This is a genomic window from Bacillus sp. PDNC022 (assembly GCF_016919285.1).
Taxonomy (GTDB): domain Bacteria; phylum Bacillota; class Bacilli; order Bacillales; family Bacillaceae; genus Bacillus; species Bacillus safensis.
Genome location: NZ_CP070345.1, coordinates 697,379 through 714,159 on the forward strand (window position 1 = coordinate 697,379; position 16,781 = coordinate 714,159).

Genomic DNA, 16,781 nt, shown 5'->3' on the forward strand with positions numbered 1-16,781 from the left:
AACATTTTGCAAATCAAAGATCAATTAAAACAGCTAAAACCGTATCAACCTGGGAAACCAATTGAAGAGGTCAAAAAAGAATATCAATTAGACAAAATTGTGAAATTGGCTTCAAATGAAAACCCTTTTGGATGTTCTGTACATGCAAGAGAGGCAATACAAGCTGAGCTCGAACATTTAGCGATTTATCCTGATGGATACAGCGCAAGTTTAAGAACGGAGCTTGCTGAGTTTCTTCAAGTAAGTGAAAAACAATTAATTTTCGGGAATGGCTCAGATGAACTTGTGCAAATTATTGCGAGAGCATTCCTTGACCAACATACAAATACCGTCATCCCATCACCATCTTTTCCGCAATACCGTCACAATGCAGTGATTGAACATGCTGAAATTCGAGAAGTGCCTCTTTTAGACGGAGGAGCTCACGATCTGAAGGGTATGCTGGATGCGATCGATGAAAACACGAAGGTTGTCTGGGTATGTAATCCAAATAACCCGACAGGAAATCATTTGTCAGAATCTGAGATTGTGGAGTTTTTAGACGAAGTGCCAGCTCACGCGCTTGTTGTACTAGATGAAGCGTATTTTGAATACGTTCGTGCGGAAGATTTTCCAAACAGTTTATCTTTATTAAAAACTTATCAAAATGTCATTGTACTTCGAACGTTTTCTAAAGCGTATGGACTTGCAGCGCTTCGAGTAGGCTACGGAATTGCATCAGAAGAGCTGATTACTGCCATTGAACCAGCGAGAGAACCGTTTAATACTAGTCGTATCGCTCAGGCAGCTGCGCGTGCAGCGATAAAAGATCAAGACTTCATTCAAGCATGCAGACAGAAAAATGAAGCAGGCCTTAAGCAATATCAAGATTTTGCTGACCGTTTTGGACTATATATCTATCCATCTCAAACAAACTTTGTGCTGATTGATTTTAAAAGAGATGCCGATGAATTGTTCAATGCATTATTGAAAAAAGGCTACATTGTTCGTTCCGGGAAAGCACTTGGTTTTCCGACTTCTTTACGTATTACCGTCGGAACAAAAGAGCAAAATGAAGAAATTTTAAGTACACTTGCCGATTTAATGCAAGGCATTCGTGCGTAGCATAACCTGAAAGTCATATCCTAAGGCGGGATATGACTTTCATTGTACCAACCTCAATACATATAAGCTGTTGAAATAGGTTGTTTAATTTTCGCGAAAAATCAGGTGATGAATATGAATGATGCAAACGAAACAATATTAATCGCTGGACTCGGTTTAATTGGAGGGTCCATTGCACTCTCAATTAAAAAAGAGTATCCTCATAAAAAAATTGTAGGATTTGATGTTTCCAAAGAGCAAATGGTTGCTGCAACAAAGCTGGGTATCATTGATTTAGCCGCTGATTCGTTTATGGCGGGCTTAGAAGAAGCTTCGACCATTATTTTGGCAACACCTGTCCAGCAAACAGTGAAGATGCTTAGCGATATTGCAGACTCTGGAATTGATAGAGAACTCACAATCACTGATGTCGGCAGCACAAAGCAAAAGGTCGTCCATTTTGCTGAAAGAGCATTGCCTAAGCATTACCAATTTATTGGTGGACATCCAATGGCAGGCTCTCATAAGTCAGGTGTTATTGCAGCGAAAGACTTTTTATTTGAAAATGCGTTCTACATATTAACGCCTGCAAAGGAAACAAACCGTCAAGCTGTTGATCAGTTGATGGATTTGTTAAAGGGGACAAATGCTCATTTCATCGAGATGACACCAGAAGAACATGATGCTGTGACAAGTGTTATTAGCCATTTCCCTCATATTGTTGCAGCCAGCCTTGTGCATCAAGCACATCATTTTGAAGAACAATTCCCACTTGTTAAACGGTTTGCTGCTGGAGGCTTTCGTGATATCACACGAATTGCTTCAAGCAATCCTGCAATGTGGCGGGATATCCTGCTGCACAATAAACACAAGATTTTAGACCGTTTTCATGAATGGAAAAAAGAGATCAACCGCATTGAAACCTTCGTACAGCAAGAAGATGCTGAAGGATTGTTCTCTTATTTTCAAGATGCAAAGGAATATCGCGATGGACTTCCTCTAAGGAAAAAAGGAGCCATTCCTGCTTTTTATGATCTGTATGTCGATGTTCCGGATCACCCTGGGGTTATTTCAGAGATCACAGGTCATCTAGCAAGTGAAAACATTAGTATTACAAATATCCGTATTATTGAGACACGGGAAGACATTAATGGGATTTTACGCATTAGTTTTCAAACAGATGACGACCGAAAGCGTGCAGAAATCTGTATAAAAAATAGAGCGAATTACGATACATTTTATGCTGACTGAGGTGACAAACATGAAAATTCATAAAAATGCTCCTATGAATGGAGAAATTCATATCCCAGGTGATAAATCTATTTCACATCGATCAGTGATGTTTGGTGCAATTGCTGATGGGACCACAGTAGTGAAAAACTTTCTTCCTGGAGCGGATTGTTTAAGTACGATTGATTGCTTTAGAAAGATGGGCGTTGAAATTGAACAAAAAGGGACAGATGTTGTCATTCATGGTAAGGGACTGAAAGAGCTCAAGGAGCCGTCTGACATTCTTGATGTGGGCAATTCTGGTACAACCATTCGATTAATGATGGGAATATTAGCTGGTTGTGAGTTTCACAGTACACTAATCGGTGATGAGAGTATTGCCAAAAGACCAATGAAACGAGTGACGGGTCCGCTTAAACAACTAGGAGCCAAAATAGACGGCAGAGCAAATGGCGAGTATACACCACTTTCTATTCGCGGCGGGCATTTAAAAGGAATCTCTTATGAATCTCCGGTGGCAAGTGCACAAATTAAGTCGGCTGTCCTTTTAGCTGGGCTTCAAGCAGAGGGAACAACGACATTAATTGAACCACATAAATCAAGAGATCATACAGAAAGAATGCTCTCTATGTTTGGTGTAAAACTAGCTGAAGATGAACAAAGTGTTTCCATTGAAGGCGGCCAGACATTAACAGCAACAGATATATTTGTTCCTGGAGACATCTCTTCAGCTGCATTTTTCCTTGTAGCTGGATCAATCGTTCCTAATAGCCGAATCGTTTTAAAAAATGTCGGGCTAAACAAAACAAGAACCGGTATTATTGATGTGCTGAAACTTATGGGTGCAAACCTTGAGATCAATGAAGTAGATGCCAAAGGCGGAGAACCGTATGGTGATTTAACGATATCTACTTCATCATTAAAAGGGATTGAAATTTCTGGTGACATGATTTCAAGACTCATCGATGAAATTCCGATTATTGCGCTTCTTGCGACCCAAGCAGAAGGAACAACGATCATTAAAGATGCTGCTGAGTTAAAGGTAAAAGAAACCAATCGAATTGATACAGTCGTATCAGAACTAAAAAAACTCGGTGCTGATATTGAAGCAACAGATGATGGTATGAAGATTCATGGTAAAACTACGCTTCAAGGCGGCGCAGTCGTCTCAAGCTACGGAGATCACCGTATCGGTATGATGCTGGGAATTGCCGCATGTGTGACAAAGCAAGCAATTGAGATTGAAGATACAGATGCTGTTCGTGTCTCATACCCGAATTTCTTTGAACACATTGAATACTTAACGAAAACAGTCTGAGGATGTCCTCAGGCTTTTTCTTTCCTTTTGCATATTTGTCAGAAATATAGCATAGCTTGTCTCAAGGTGAAACCTTGAAAAAAATCATTTTGTTCGATAAAAACAGTGCTTGCAGTTTACAAATCATCAGTTTCGTAAAGGATGAAATGAAAAACAGTCTTTAAAACACAAAAATGGGTTCAATTTAAAAGAGCAACATATTTGCTGGATGCGTACCTGTCGATTATGATATGAAGTAACAATAGTTTAGGTTTTTGGAAACAGAAAGGAACGGTTTGATTTGAATAGTTCATTACAAGAAGCCATAAAATTAGTTGAGGCAGGTGAGACTGAAAAAGGACTCCAAACACTTGCTCAAGCAGAGAAGCATTTGCATGATGAAGAAAAGGCGCAGGCGGCTCAATTATATTATGATTGGGGAGATATCGATAAAGCACGGAATCTCATCAGTGATTTACATGATTTATATCCAGAGGAAACAGGTTTAACGTGTTTTTATGCAGAGCTGTTGATTGACTCTGATGAGGAAGAGAAGGCGATTGCAGTATTAGAAACGATTCCTGAACATGATGATGCGTACCCAGAGAGTTTATTGTTAATGGCAGATTTGTATCAAATGCAAGGACTATTTGAAGTCAGTGAACAAAAGCTTTTAAAAGCGAAAGAACTACTTCCGAATGAAGCCATCATCGATTTTGCATTAGGTGAGTTGTATTTTTCTCAAGGTCTTTCAAAGAAAGCGGCCGATTATTTCTACAAAGTGGCAGATCAACAGCATGAGGTTGGCGGTGTCAATGTGTATCAGCGGCTCGCTGAATCACTCAGCACAGCTGGAGAATTTGAGGATGCACTTGAATGGTACGAAAAGGCAGTAAAAGATCAAGCAGACCCGAATACTCTTTTTGGCTACGGATTTACAGCAATGAGGGCTGGCAGAACGAAAACAGCCATTCAGCAGCTGACAGAATTGAAAGATATTGATCCGTCCTATTCGTCACTTTATATGCCTTTAGCGAAAAGTTATGAGGAAGAAGGACTATATCACGAGGCTTTAGAGGTAGTAAAAGAGGGTATTAAAGTTGATGAGTATAACAAAGAATTATATTTATATGGTGCCAAGATTGATTTGAAAAATGGAGATTCAGAAGATGCGAAAAAACTGCTTCAAGAAGCACTTGCTCTCGATCCGGGTTATATTGAAGCAGTTCAAACATTGCTGGCGATCTATTTAAATGAAGAGCTGTTTGATGAAATTCTAGATGTTATTAAAGAGGTTAAAAGCTTTGGGGAAGATGATCCTAAATGGAATTGGTATGCTGCATCTGCTTCTGTCGGACGAGAAGAATACAAAGAAGCTGCCGAGTATTTCAAGCTTGCCCTGCCTGATTTTGATGAGGAACGTGACTTTTTATATGAATACGCTTCGTTCCTTTTAGAAGAGGGCAGACAAAAAGAGGCATTGCCGTTATTACGCAAAGTTCTTGAGAAAGATGGCACGAATGAAGAAATTGAAGAAACGATTTTAAGAATTGAAGACGAAATTTCCTTATAGTTTGCAGGAATGAAGAACTGGTTTGTTGAATAATTCATGTATAGCAATTTAATTTACGATAGAGGAGGGAATAACATGCAGACCCCTGTTTCTGTCAATGAAAAGAAGGAATTTATCCGGTGGTTCTTAAACCATTATCAGCTAAAGCGAAGAGAGTGTGTTTGGATATTAAATTATTTAATGAGTCACGACTCTTTGATGGAAAAGGTTCATTTTGTAGAGCAAGCAGAATTTTGCCCAAGGGGAATCATCATGTCGACACATTGTGTGGATGAAGTTCCCTTTAGATTTTATAAAGAAAACATCATGACGACAGATGCTGAAAAGTCATTTCATGATATTCGTTTGAATAAACAGCAGGATTTGTTTATTCAATTGAATTTCCGTTCTGCATATCGTTCGCCGGAATATGCAGCGGTTCTTGAAACAAATCCTCATATTCCAAAGGATCTTTATGAGAACGAAAAAGATAAGGATCTTGCTGAGAAAGTGCTTGAGCACTCAATCGCAACTTTCCAAAAAGAACGGCTTATGAAAGAGATAGATGAAGCACTTGACCGTCATGATCAAGAAACATTTAATAAGCTGGCAAAAGAATTAAGCCTATTGTCATAAACTGAACGAATAAGCCTTGCCCTATACAGGCAGGGCTTATGTCATGAAAGAGGGGAATTTGATGAGGTTTCAATCAGAGGACGCGGATCGCTTTTTGCAATCTAAAGATTACATTGATACCGCTATCATTCCATTAGTTGGGATTGATGCGGATCAAATGAAACAAACCGTGTCTTTGGGAGAATTTACTATTCTTGTAGCAGATGAACTTGAAAGACAGTTAAAAGGACGGGTTTTTCTTTTTCCGCCACATACATATTTGGAAGTGAGTGACCGGAGACAAGAAGACATACTCACAATGAAGCAGTCGCTCAAAGATCATTTTCAGCATGTCATATTGATCACATCTGATCACAAGTGGAAAGAGCATGCTGAGATCAGTGAATCGCTATTTTTGCTCAAGCCTGTTCCGCTGGAGCATTTGAAGGTTGAATTAAAGCAAAAAGTCATTCAAGACAGTGTAGAACAAATTTTGAACTTTTTGTTACAAAAATGGAACCCTTCATAAAAACCCTTACATTTGCATTGTACATAGCTTTTTAGGATGTTGACCTTGTGAATAGATTGATATATTATGAGGGTGTCCTAGTTTTATGAAATTTTTTCTAATTCAGTTATAAAGTAGCTGACGACCTGAGGGGGGGAGAAAAAAATGAGCGAGAAGAGACATGGAGTGTCCAGGCGTCAATTTTTGAATTACACGTTGACCGGCGTGGGGGGATTTATGGCCGCTGGAATGCTCATGCCTATGGTTCGCTTTGCGCTTGACCCTGTGCTAAAAGGAACAGAGGATCAGGATATGGTTCAAGTTGTCAGTGTAGATGAACTGACAAAGGAACCGAAGCGCTTTGACTTTAAAATTGATCAAGTAGATGCATGGTACGAGTCAAAGGAATCTAGGTCAGCATGGGTGTACAAAGAAGGGGATGAAATTGTCGCTTTATCGCCAATCTGTAAACATTTAGGATGTACAGTGAACTGGAACAGTGATCCGAAAAATCCAAACAAATTTTTCTGCCCGTGCCACTACGGGCTGTACGACAAGGATGGTACAAACGTACCCGGAACTCCACCGCTTGCACCGCTTGACCATTATAAGCAGCAAGTGAAGGACGGATACCTCTATCTTGGAAAAGCTGTGCCGAAAGGGGAAGGGTAACGATGCTTAACAAGATTTACGATTGGGTAGATGAGCGGCTGGACATTACACCGATATGGAGAGATATCGCGGATCACGAGGTGCCAGAGCACGTCAATCCAGCACATCATTTCTCCGCTTTTGTGTATTGTTTTGGTGGTTTAACGTTTTTTGTGACAGTCATTCAAGTCCTTTCGGGCATGTTTTTAACGATGTATTACGTGCCGGATATTAAAAATGCCTGGGAATCTGTCTATTATTTGCAAAATGAAGTGGCATTTGGCCAGATTGTCAGAGGGATGCACCACTGGGGTGCGAGTTTAGTCATTGTGATGATGTTTTTACATACGCTAAGGGTCTTTTTCCAAGGGGCGTATAAAAAGCCTAGAGAGCTGAACTGGATTGTTGGTGTGCTCATTTTCTTTGTGATGCTTGGACTTGGTTTTACAGGTTATCTTTTACCATGGGATATGAAGGCGCTGTTTGCGACGAAGGTTGGTCTTCAAATTGCAGAAGCAACACCTTTCATTGGTAAAGAGATCAAAACGCTGCTTGCAGGTCATCCGGACATTGTAGGGGCACAAACGCTGACGAGATTTTTCGCTATCCATGTCTTTTTCTTGCCAGCGGCATTATTTGGGCTGATGGCTGCCCACTTTATTATGATTCGTAAGCAAGGAATTTCTGGACCGCTATAAAATGTTGCGTTTGATGAATGTTCAATGAGGAGGGGATGACTTTGCATAGGGGAAAAGGGATGAAGTTTGTCGGAGATTCCAGAATACCGGCAGAAAGAAAACCTAACATACCTAAAGACTATTCCGAATATCCGGGAAAAACAGAAGCCTTTTGGCCGAACTTTCTTTTAAAGGAATGGCTTGTAGGTGCCGTTTTTTTAATTGGATTTCTTGTCCTAACTGTTGTTCATGCGCCTCCGCTTGAGCGGATGGCTGATCCAACAGATACTGGCTATATTCCGCTGCCAGACTGGTATTTCCTATTTTTGTACCAGTTATTAAAATATGAATTTGCTGCAGGAAAATTCACTGTCGTTGGCGCGATGATTATGCCTGGAATTGCGTTTGGTGCACTTTTGCTCGCACCATTTCTTGACTCAGGTCCAGAACGCAGACCGTATAGAAGACCAATTGCAGTCGGGATGATGATCCTTGCAGTCGGCGCAGCAACATATTTAACGTGGGAGTCTGTTGCAACTCATGATTGGGAAGCAGCGGCAAAACAAGGTGAGATTAAGAAAGAAGCGGAAATTGATACTTCAGCTGAGGAGTATAAAATTTATCAAGAGCAGACATGTATCTCCTGCCACGGGGATAACATGCAGGGCGGAGCAGCCGGACCGTCACTTGTTGACAACGGTCTTTCGCCTGAGGAGATCGCTAAAATCGCTGTAGAAGGAAAAGGCAACATGCCTAAGGGTGTCTTTAAAGGCAGTGATGAAGAACTCGAAAAGCTCTCTAAATATTTATCTGAGGTCAAATCAAAATAATTCAGTTGTTTAAATGCAAGTACAAGGATATACTCAAAAGAGAAAAAGCTGGCGCTGTCAGCTTTTTTCTGATTTTAACAGATCGTGAGTGAAGAGACATATGAGATGGATTCAATATTTGCTAGCGACGCGCTACATGCTTGTGCTGGTGCTTATTATCAATTTCCTTGGCACTGTGTATGGATACTATTGGTATATTCCGCAGCTCGTAGAGACGCCGGCTGTCTTTTTAGCTTTTGTACCAGATAGTCCAACGGCCAGCTTTTTCTTTTTATTTGTATTACTTGCGTTTTTAATGAAACGAAACGCTCCTTATTTTGAAGCACTTGCTCTTGTAACCTTGATTAAATATGGGCTATGGGCGGTAGGAATGAATATCTTTGTGCTTTTATCTGTTGATGATTTTCCGTGGGAAGGATACATGCTGATTGGGTCTCACTTTGCGATGGCGGTTCAGGCCGTATTGTTTGCGCCGTATTATCGTTTTCAAATGCGACATCTCGTGGTAGCTGGCATTTGGATTTTACATAACGATGTGATTGATTATGTATTTGGTATGATGCCGCGTTATTCTATGTTGTCTGCCTATTCAAATGAGATCGGCTACGCGACGTTTTGGTTAAGTATCGCGGTTCTTCTTGTTTCGTATTATCTCGTTCTATCGAAAAAATCGGTCAAGCTGGAACTCCCTTAACAATGTTGGTCTAACCTTGTCCTTTTCTTCATACGCTGTAAGGAGAAGGGCTAGGAGGGACTTGCATGAAACGAAAGCCAATCGCGATGATTCTATTATTTTTTCTCGTATTACAGCCAGCTGTTGTCAAGGGTGAGGGAACAGCTGCTAACACGCTGCAAGAATTAACGGAACTATCAGATTCCATCTTTCAATTAACGAGACAAGCTAAATATGATGAGGCATTACAAGTCGCATTGTATGTAGAAAAGACATTTAAAGCTGAGAATTGGCGTGGAACTTTGACGAATACGCAGATTCGGCAAATTACACTTGGCTATCAAGATATGATCAAAGGGCTGCCGCAGGAAGAATTGAATGAGCGCGAAAAGCTTCGTTATGCTTCTCAATTTAGAATGCTGCTCGATGCGATCCAGTCGGATTCTGAGCCTCTTTGGGGTTCGCTCGAGAAGCCCATTATGGGGTCTTTTCCTACTTTGAAAAAAGAAGTGAAAGATCCAGAATCGACGACATTTTATGAAACTTGGAATGAGCTGGTTTCTTTATACGATATGATCTATCCGAGTTTAACCATTGATATTTCGCCTGAAAAGCTCCAAACGATTAAGCAGCACATGGAAGTGATTGAGCAAGGTGAATTTTTAAAAGCATCAAGTGGGACAAAGCTTGAACGTCTCACGAAGCTGGAAGAGGATTTATCGAGTGTGTTTGCTCACGTCGATGAAGATGAAGCTGATCCATCACTTTTATGGGTCATCTTAACAACCGGGAGTATCATTTTATTAACGTTAACGTATGTTGGATTTCGGAAATATCGTGCTGAAAAAGAAAAGAAGCAAAAACGTCAGGCTGATTATCCTAAATCATAAAAAAAGAAGCCCAAAACTGGTGCTTCTTTTTTAATGCGGATTGAGCGGCTTTTTGTGTTCATCTAATGTAAAGCCTTCACCGAGTACATCATGCACGTCACTGACAGATACGAACGCATGAGGATCGACTGAAGTCACGACGCTTTTGAGGTGGACAAGCTCGTTTTTCGGAACGACGCAATAAAGAACGTTGCGCTCCTGTTTCGTATAGGAACCGACTCCTTTTAAGATGGTGACACCGCGCTCCATTTCATCTGTGATTTTCTTTTGAATGATGTCGTCTTTTTCAGAGATAATCATGGCGCCTTTGGCAGCGTAAGCGCCTTCTTGCATGAAGTCAATGACCTTCGCAGCAACAAACACTGCGACTAGTGTATACATTGCTTCTTTATAATTTAAGTAGGTAAGAGAGATGGTAATGACGCATGCGTCGAAGATGAACATTGTTCGTCCCATGGCCACTTGATAATGCTTATTGATCAGTCTTGCAATGATGTCCACACCGCCTGTTGTACCGCCGAATTTAAAGATGATCCCAAGGCCTGTTCCGATAAACACACCTGCAAAGAGGGCGGCTAAGGCTAAATCGTGCTGGAGAGGCATATGTATTTGAAAGCGCTGGAAGATAGCAAGAAAGACAGAAAGACTGACTGTTCCTACTATTGTATAAGTAAACATCGTTCTGCCGAGCATTTTCCAGCCAATAAAAAAGATCGGAATGTTTAAGACAAGGTTTGAAATAGATGGGTCAATGTGAAATAGAAAATATAAAAGCAGTGTAATACCTGTAAATCCGCCTTCCGCCAAATTGTTCTGCATATTAAAATGAACAAGACCGAAAGAAAAAATCGCAGATCCTATTAAAATAAAGACGATATTTTTAAGACGAATTTCTTTTAGCAAGAGACCACTCCTTTTTTTGCTTAGACAGCGATAATATTATATGGTATGGGAGAGAAACAAGCAAACTGAGTCTTAAACATTTGTCAAATATTTATGATTTCGCTAACATGTAAGAGATGGATAGGAGGATGAGCTTCATGACGAAAGAAAAAACGCTGCGTCACGTGCAGCAAGAAGTAGATGATTACATAGGACAATTTAAAGAAGGCTATTTCAGCCCGCTTGCGATGATGGCCCGTCTGACAGAAGAATTAGGGGAGCTGGCAAGAGAGGTTAACCATTACTATGGAGAAAAGCCGAAAAAAACAACGGAAACAGAAAAAAGCATGGAAGAAGAAATTGGCGATGTTTTGTTTGTGTTAACATGCCTCGCTAATTCACTTGATATTTCACTAGAAGAAGCACATGATCGTGTGATGCATAAATTCAATACAAGAGATAAAGACCGCTGGACGAAAAAAGAAGGGAAGTAGAGACGATGACGAACGAAACCATCAAAGTAGTAATCGCTGGAGCAAGAGGAAGAATGGGGATAGAGGCTGTGAAGCTGGCGGAAGAAACAGGCCATTTTGAGCTGGTGGCCGCACTTGATCACGCGCATGAAGGAAAAAAATTATCTGATGTGATTCATACGACATCTAATGCGCCAATTTATACGGATATTGATGTGTGTCTTTCAGAAACAGCACCAGATGTATTAATTGATCTGACAACACCAGAAATCGGGAAAGTACATACAAAAAAAGCACTTGAACATGGCGTGCGTCCAGTCGTAGGAACAACTGGATTTTCAGAAGATGACCTAAAAGAGCTTCAGCAATTAACAGAAGAAAAGGGCATAGGCTGTATTATTGCACCAAACTTTGCTGTCGGTGCGGTCTTAATGATGAAATTTGCCAAAATGGCAGCGAATTATTTTCCTGACGTTGAAATCATTGAGCTTCACCATGATAAAAAACTAGATGCCCCAAGCGGTACGGGCTTAAAAACGGCTGAAATGATTGCAGAAGTAAGAGAAAGCAAGAAACAGGGACATCCAGAAGAGAAAGAATTAATTGAAGGTGCACGAGGAGCAGATTATGATGGTATCCGTCTGCACAGCGTGAGACTTCCTGGTATGATTGCACATCAAGAAGTACTGTTTGGAATGGACGGACAGACGCTCACCATTCGTCATGATTCTTATAACCGTGCATCCTTTATGTCAGGCGTGAAGCTTTCAGTGGAACAGGTCATGCATATTGATCAGCTCGTCTATGGTTTAGAAAATATCATCGACTAATAAGGAGTGGATTCCTGATGAACATTGCTTTAATCGCTCACGATAAGAAAAAAAGTGACATGATTCAATTTGCCACCGCGTACCGTGATATTTTGGCAGATCATACACTTTACGCAACAGGGACAACAGGTTTAAGAGTGAGAGAAGCGACGGGGCTTCCCATTCATCGTTTCCAGTCAGGACCACTTGGGGGAGATCAGCAGATCGGTGCTTTAATTGCTGATAATGCAATGGATCTTGTGCTCTTTTTTAGAGACCCGCTAACTGCGCAGCCGCATGAACCGGATGTATCTGCACTCATCCGGCTTTGCGATGTGTATACCATACCATTAGCCACTAATATGGGAACAGCTGAAATTTTAGTCAGGAATTTAAATAAAGGTACGTTTGATTTTCGAGATGTAGCAAAAAACGGAGGAACAAATGAAACAACTTGATATCCTTGCATTCGGTGCCCATAGCGATGATGTAGAGATCGGCATGGGCGGAACGATTGCAAAATACGTAAAAAAAGGGGCGCGCGTCGGGATTTGCGACTTAACTCAGGCCGAATTATCTTCAAATGGAACGGTAGAGAGCCGCAAAGAAGAAGCAAAAGCCGCCGCCGCTATTTTAGGTGTCAGAGCGAGAATCCAGCTCACACTGCCAGATAGAGGGCTGTATCTAAATGATGAAGCGATGAAGGAAATTGCGGGCGTGATTCGAACATACAAACCGAAACTGATTTTCGCTCCGCACCACCAAGATCGCCATCCTGATCATGGCCATGCGGGCTCACTTGTAGAAGAGGCCGCTTTTTCTGCAGGTATACATAAATTTGAAGATTCATACAAGCAGCCAGCGCATAAAATAAGCCAAATGTATTATTACATGATTAATGGGCACCATCGTCCAGATTTTGTGATTGATATTTCTGAAGAGATGCACCAAAAAATTGATAGCTTGCATGCGTATAAAAGCCAATTTGTTAAATCGGCAAATTCAGTAGAGACACCTCTTGTGAACGGTTATATTGATTTTGTCAAAATGAGAGAGTCTATGTATGGAAGAGAAGTCAACAAAGCTTATGCAGAAGGGTTTATCACAAAGAAACCACTGTTGATGGACGATGACTTACTTGGGGGGTAATTATGAAAAAACTGAAGGTCGGAATTACTTGTTATCCAAGTGTCGGCGGCTCAGGCATTATAGCCACAGAGCTTGGAAAACGTTTAGCTGAAAAAGGGCACGATGTTCATTTCATTACCTCTAGCATTCCGTTTAGGCTTAATAAAGTATATCCGAATATTTATTTTCATGAGGTGGATGTGAATCAATATGCTGTTTTTCAATATCCGCCTTATGACCTTGCGCTGGCAAGTAAATTGGCAGAAGTCGCAAAACGAGAAAAGCTTGATATTATTCACGCGCATTATGCGGTCCCGCATGCCGTCTGTGCGTTCTTAGCCAAACAAATGACTGGACACTCTGTGAAAGTCGTTACGACGCTTCATGGAACGGATATTACGGTTTTAGGCTATGATCCATCATTAAAGGAAGTAATCCGGTTCGCCATCGAATCATCGGATGGCGTGACGGCGGTGTCACATTCATTAGCTGCGCAGACGTACGATCTCATCAAACCAGATAAAAAGATTGATACGATTCATAATTTTGTTGATGAACGGGTGTATTTGCGGGAAGATCACGATTTGCTAAAGACACATTATGGTCTTTTACCGAACGAAAAGGTCATCATCCATGTATCAAACTTTCGAAAGGTGAAACGGGTGCATGATGTGATTCATGTGTTTCAAAAGATTTCTGAACAGGTGCAGGCAAAGCTGCTGCTCATTGGTGATGGTCCTGAAAAATCGGTTGTATGCGAGCTTGTGAAAAAACTAGGACTGACAGTCCGCGTGTTGTTTTTAGGCAAGCAAGAGAAGGTTGAGGAGCTTTATTCAATAAGTGATTTGAAGCTGCTTCTTTCGGAGAAGGAGAGCTTTGGGCTTGTGCTTCTTGAAGCAATGGCGTGCGGTGTCCCTTGTATTGGGACAGATGTCGGCGGTATTCCAGAGGTCATTACACATGGAGAAACAGGGTTTCTTGTCCCGCTCGGCGATATAGACGGAGCAGCAAATCACGCAGTGTCACTGCTGAAAGACGAAGCGCTTCATGAAAAAGTGTCAGCGGCAGCTCAGTCTAGTGTTCAAGCTCATTTCTCCTCTGATAAGATTGTGAGTGAATATGAAAAGCTTTACCTAGAATTGATCGAAGGTGATGATGAAGATGAATGAACCATTCACACATGCGATCCCTATATTACATACACTGCACGAACATGGGCATCAGGCTTACTTTGTCGGCGGAGCGGTGAGAGATGTTCTATTAGGACGGGAAATCGGTGATATCGATATTGCGACAGATGCAACACCTGATAAGGTTGAGTCTTTATTTGAAAAAACAGTAGATGTCGGTAAGGAGCATGGCACTGTCATTGTGTTGCATGATGGTGTCAGCTATGAGGTCACGACGTTTCGAACGGAATCAGAATATGAAGATTTTCGCAGACCGAAAGAAGTGGCGTTTATCACGTCGCTGAAGGAAGATCTTTTAAGAAGAGATTTAACGATTAATGCGATGGCCATGGATATAAATGGAGAAATCATTGACCATGTAGGCGGTAAACAGGATATTAAGCGGAAACGAATTCAAACCGTAGGAGATCCTGCGTGCCGCTTTCAAGAAGATGCGCTTCGCATGATGAGAGCTGTCCGTTTTTTAAGCCAGCTTGGCTTTGAGCTCGCTGATGAGACGGCTGAAGCAATGAAAAAAGATAAGCATCTGCTTGCCAATATATCGGTTGAGCGCAAAAAGATTGAAATGGAAAAGCTTTTAAAAGGCCGTCATTGTGAGCAGGCCATTCAAGTGCTCATTTCTACCAAGTTATATGAAGAGTTGCCAGGTCTCAAAGAGGATCGTCTTCATGAATCCTTCCAATCCTTTCCGTATTACTTACTGGATGGACTAGAAGAGGTATGGGGGGCTTTCATCCATTTGCTAGGTTTAGATGAAGCGGAGGCTGCGGTCTTCTTAAAAGAATGGAAGCTGTCAACGAAGCTCTTGAAAGACGCAGTAGCTATTAGTCAATACGTAGATTGTGACTGGGATGCGGAAAACATGTTTGAAGCTGGTGAACACGTGCTCTTATCTAGTTTGAAGATCACGCAGCTAAAACATGAGCGCCGCATTTTCTTTGATGAGCTGGAGGCAGCGAAGCGTTCTTATGATGCACTGCCGATTAAAAAGCTCCAAGACCTCGCTGTTTCAGGAAAAGATTTAATGGCATTTCGGCAAAAGTCGTCTGGGAAATGGATTGCAGAGGAGCTTAATTTTATAAAAAAAGCCGTTTTGCAAAACCGTTTGGAAAACCGAAAAGAAGCCATAGAGGAGTGGCTTACAGCATGCGATCAGCAATTAGAAAACGATTAATAGAACTATTTACAGCATCCAGCCAGGACTTTGTCTCAAGTCAGCAAATTTGTGATGAGCTTGGCTGCTCCCGAACAGCTGTATGGAAGCATATGGAGGATTTGCGAAAAGAGGGGTATGAGGTAGAAGCAGTTAGAAGAAAAGGGTACCGTCTGCTTCGTAAACCGGACAAAATTAGTGAGGACGAAATTTTGTTTGGTCTGGAAACAGAGAGTTTCGGCAGGCATATTTACTTTCAGAAAGAAGTCGCTTCAACTCAGCTGATTGCCCATGATCTTGTAAATGAAGGTGCGCCCCACGGCACGATCGTTGTCAGCGATCATCAGACGAATGGAAAAGGGCGTCTTCAAAGAACGTGGCATTCACCAGATGGGACAGGCATTTGGATGAGCCTCATTCTGCGGCCTGAAATTCCGCTGCATAAAGCGCCGCAAATGACGCTTTTGGCATCTGTAGCCATCGCAGAAGCTATTGCGCAGCAAACAGGACTCAATCCAACTATTAAATGGCCAAACGATATTTTGTTGAATGGAAAAAAGGTCGTTGGCATTTTGACTGAATTAAAAGCAGAAGCTGACCAGGTTCATGCGGTCATTATTGGACCGGGCATAAATGTGAACCAAACAGCTGATGACTTCCCGGATGACCTAAAGGATGTTGCTACAAGTCTGCGGATGGAACTGAATGAAAAAGTGGATCGTGCTGCACTCATACAACAGATCATGTCCACTTTTGAAAAAAGATATGATGATTATATGAAGCAAGGATTTGCGCCGATTAAACAATTATGGGAATCGTTTGCGATGACGATCGGTCAACATATTGTTGCCCGCACCGTCAATGGGCAATATACGGGGCAGGCGCTTGGAATCAATGAAGAAGGTGTTTTATTGCTTGAAACGGAGGACGGTATCCAAAAAATCTACTCCGCAGACATTGAGATTAAGTCGACTTGAGTGGAACACCCGGCACATTTTTGATATACTTCGTGTGGGCAGTATCTGCAAAGAACTGTACCTGTTAGGAAGAAAAATTTGATAAATTTCTGCCTTGATCCTAAGGGACTTGGACAGAGGGATGATTCGCCGCACATGAGAAATCAAAGCATGTGATGTGAGG

19 protein-coding genes are annotated in these 16,781 nt (G+C 41.5%); 18 read left to right on the forward strand and 1 reads right to left on the reverse strand.

The window, feature by feature from the left end; all coding sequences use genetic code 11:
* The first annotated feature begins 6 nt into the window (after positions 1-6).
* From hisC to ypjB, 11 genes are all read left to right on the forward strand, one after another.
* Positions 7-1,104 carry a histidinol-phosphate transaminase gene (gene hisC, locus JVX94_RS03755; RefSeq protein ID WP_205184577.1) on the forward strand — a complete coding sequence of 366 codons (1,098 nt, stop codon included), beginning with the start codon at positions 7-9 and terminating at the stop codon, positions 1,102-1,104.
* 114 nt (positions 1,105-1,218) lie between these two features.
* Entirely contained in the window at positions 1,219-2,334 is a 1,116-nt protein-coding gene (locus JVX94_RS03760) for a prephenate dehydrogenase (RefSeq protein ID WP_095408875.1), read from the forward strand.
* Positions 2,335-2,344: 10 nt separating this feature from the next.
* On the forward strand, positions 2,345-3,631 hold the full coding sequence (gene aroA / locus JVX94_RS03765) for a 3-phosphoshikimate 1-carboxyvinyltransferase (RefSeq protein WP_095408874.1): 1,287 nt from the start codon (positions 2,345-2,347) through the stop codon (positions 3,629-3,631).
* 280 nt (positions 3,632-3,911) lie between these two features.
* Positions 3,912-5,183, forward strand: coding sequence for a tetratricopeptide repeat protein (locus JVX94_RS03770; RefSeq protein ID WP_095408873.1), 1,272 nt, complete (start codon positions 3,912-3,914; stop codon positions 5,181-5,183).
* A 75-nt stretch (positions 5,184-5,258) separates the two neighbouring features.
* On the forward strand, positions 5,259-5,798 hold the full coding sequence (locus tag JVX94_RS03775) for a ReoY family proteolytic degradation factor (RefSeq protein ID WP_008344562.1): 540 nt from the start codon (positions 5,259-5,261) through the stop codon (positions 5,796-5,798).
* A gap of 61 nt (positions 5,799-5,859) precedes the next feature.
* Entirely contained in the window at positions 5,860-6,306 is a 447-nt protein-coding gene (locus tag JVX94_RS03780) for a YpiF family protein (RefSeq protein WP_144484498.1), read from the forward strand.
* Positions 6,307-6,450: 144 nt separating this feature from the next.
* Positions 6,451-6,957 carry a ubiquinol-cytochrome c reductase iron-sulfur subunit gene (locus tag JVX94_RS03785; protein WP_007500911.1) on the forward strand — a complete coding sequence of 169 codons (507 nt, stop codon included), beginning with the start codon at positions 6,451-6,453 and terminating at the stop codon, positions 6,955-6,957.
* Positions 6,958-6,959: 2 nt separating this feature from the next.
* Positions 6,960-7,634: a menaquinol-cytochrome c reductase cytochrome b subunit gene (gene qcrB / locus JVX94_RS03790; protein WP_003215804.1), complete on the forward strand. Its 675-nt coding sequence runs from the start codon at positions 6,960-6,962 to the stop codon at positions 7,632-7,634.
* A 41-nt stretch (positions 7,635-7,675) separates the two neighbouring features.
* Positions 7,676-8,443 (forward strand): menaquinol-cytochrome c reductase cytochrome b/c subunit, encoded by a 768-nt coding sequence (locus tag JVX94_RS03795; protein ID WP_095408871.1) that lies wholly within the window; start codon positions 7,676-7,678, stop codon positions 8,441-8,443.
* Between the two features lie 100 nt (positions 8,444-8,543).
* Complete coding sequence (gene lhaT / locus JVX94_RS03800) at positions 8,544-9,137, forward strand: lipoprotein heptaprenylglyceryl N-acetyltransferase LhaT (RefSeq protein ID WP_095408870.1); 594 nt, start codon at positions 8,544-8,546, stop codon at positions 9,135-9,137.
* A gap of 65 nt (positions 9,138-9,202) precedes the next feature.
* The gene (ypjB, locus tag JVX94_RS03805; RefSeq protein ID WP_111290391.1) at positions 9,203-10,006 is read left to right on the forward strand and encodes a sporulation protein YpjB; all 804 of its coding nucleotides are present in this window, start codon (positions 9,203-9,205) and stop codon (positions 10,004-10,006) included.
* 30 nt (positions 10,007-10,036) lie between these two features.
* Here the strand turns inward: ypjB and JVX94_RS03810 are convergent, their stop codons facing one another.
* Positions 10,037-10,909: a YitT family protein gene (locus tag JVX94_RS03810; protein WP_024422789.1), complete on the reverse strand. Its 873-nt coding sequence runs from the start codon at positions 10,907-10,909 to the stop codon at positions 10,037-10,039.
* Between the two features lie 137 nt (positions 10,910-11,046).
* Between JVX94_RS03810 and JVX94_RS03815 the strand changes: the two genes are divergently transcribed.
* Genes JVX94_RS03815 through JVX94_RS03845 form a run of 7 tightly spaced genes read left to right on the forward strand, consistent with a single transcriptional unit; the run spans position 11,047 to position 16,618 of the window.
* Positions 11,047-11,382 (forward strand): nucleotide pyrophosphohydrolase, encoded by a 336-nt coding sequence (locus JVX94_RS03815; protein WP_024422788.1) that lies wholly within the window; start codon positions 11,047-11,049, stop codon positions 11,380-11,382.
* Between the two features lie 5 nt (positions 11,383-11,387).
* On the forward strand, positions 11,388-12,191 hold the full coding sequence (gene dapB, locus JVX94_RS03820; RefSeq protein WP_095408867.1) for a 4-hydroxy-tetrahydrodipicolinate reductase: 804 nt from the start codon (positions 11,388-11,390) through the stop codon (positions 12,189-12,191).
* Positions 12,192-12,208: 17 nt separating this feature from the next.
* Positions 12,209-12,628 (forward strand): methylglyoxal synthase, encoded by a 420-nt coding sequence (gene mgsA / locus JVX94_RS03825; RefSeq protein ID WP_095408866.1) that lies wholly within the window; start codon positions 12,209-12,211, stop codon positions 12,626-12,628.
* Positions 12,615-13,319, forward strand: a complete 705-nt coding sequence (gene bshB1, locus JVX94_RS03830) for a bacillithiol biosynthesis deacetylase BshB1 (protein ID WP_144470956.1) — start codon at positions 12,615-12,617, stop codon at positions 13,317-13,319. Before mgsA ends, bshB1 begins: the two co-directional genes overlap by 14 nt.
* A 2-nt stretch (positions 13,320-13,321) precedes the next feature.
* Positions 13,322-14,467 carry an N-acetyl-alpha-D-glucosaminyl L-malate synthase BshA gene (gene bshA / locus JVX94_RS03835; RefSeq protein WP_205184580.1) on the forward strand — a complete coding sequence of 382 codons (1,146 nt, stop codon included), beginning with the start codon at positions 13,322-13,324 and terminating at the stop codon, positions 14,465-14,467.
* Positions 14,460-15,662: a CCA tRNA nucleotidyltransferase gene (locus tag JVX94_RS03840; protein WP_095408863.1), complete on the forward strand. Its 1,203-nt coding sequence runs from the start codon at positions 14,460-14,462 to the stop codon at positions 15,660-15,662. The genes bshA and JVX94_RS03840 overlap by 8 nt, the downstream gene beginning before the upstream one ends.
* Positions 15,635-16,618, forward strand: a complete 984-nt coding sequence (locus JVX94_RS03845) for a biotin--[acetyl-CoA-carboxylase] ligase (protein ID WP_205184583.1) — start codon at positions 15,635-15,637, stop codon at positions 16,616-16,618. Before JVX94_RS03840 ends, JVX94_RS03845 begins: the two co-directional genes overlap by 28 nt.
* The last annotated feature ends 163 nt before the right edge of the window (positions 16,619-16,781 follow it).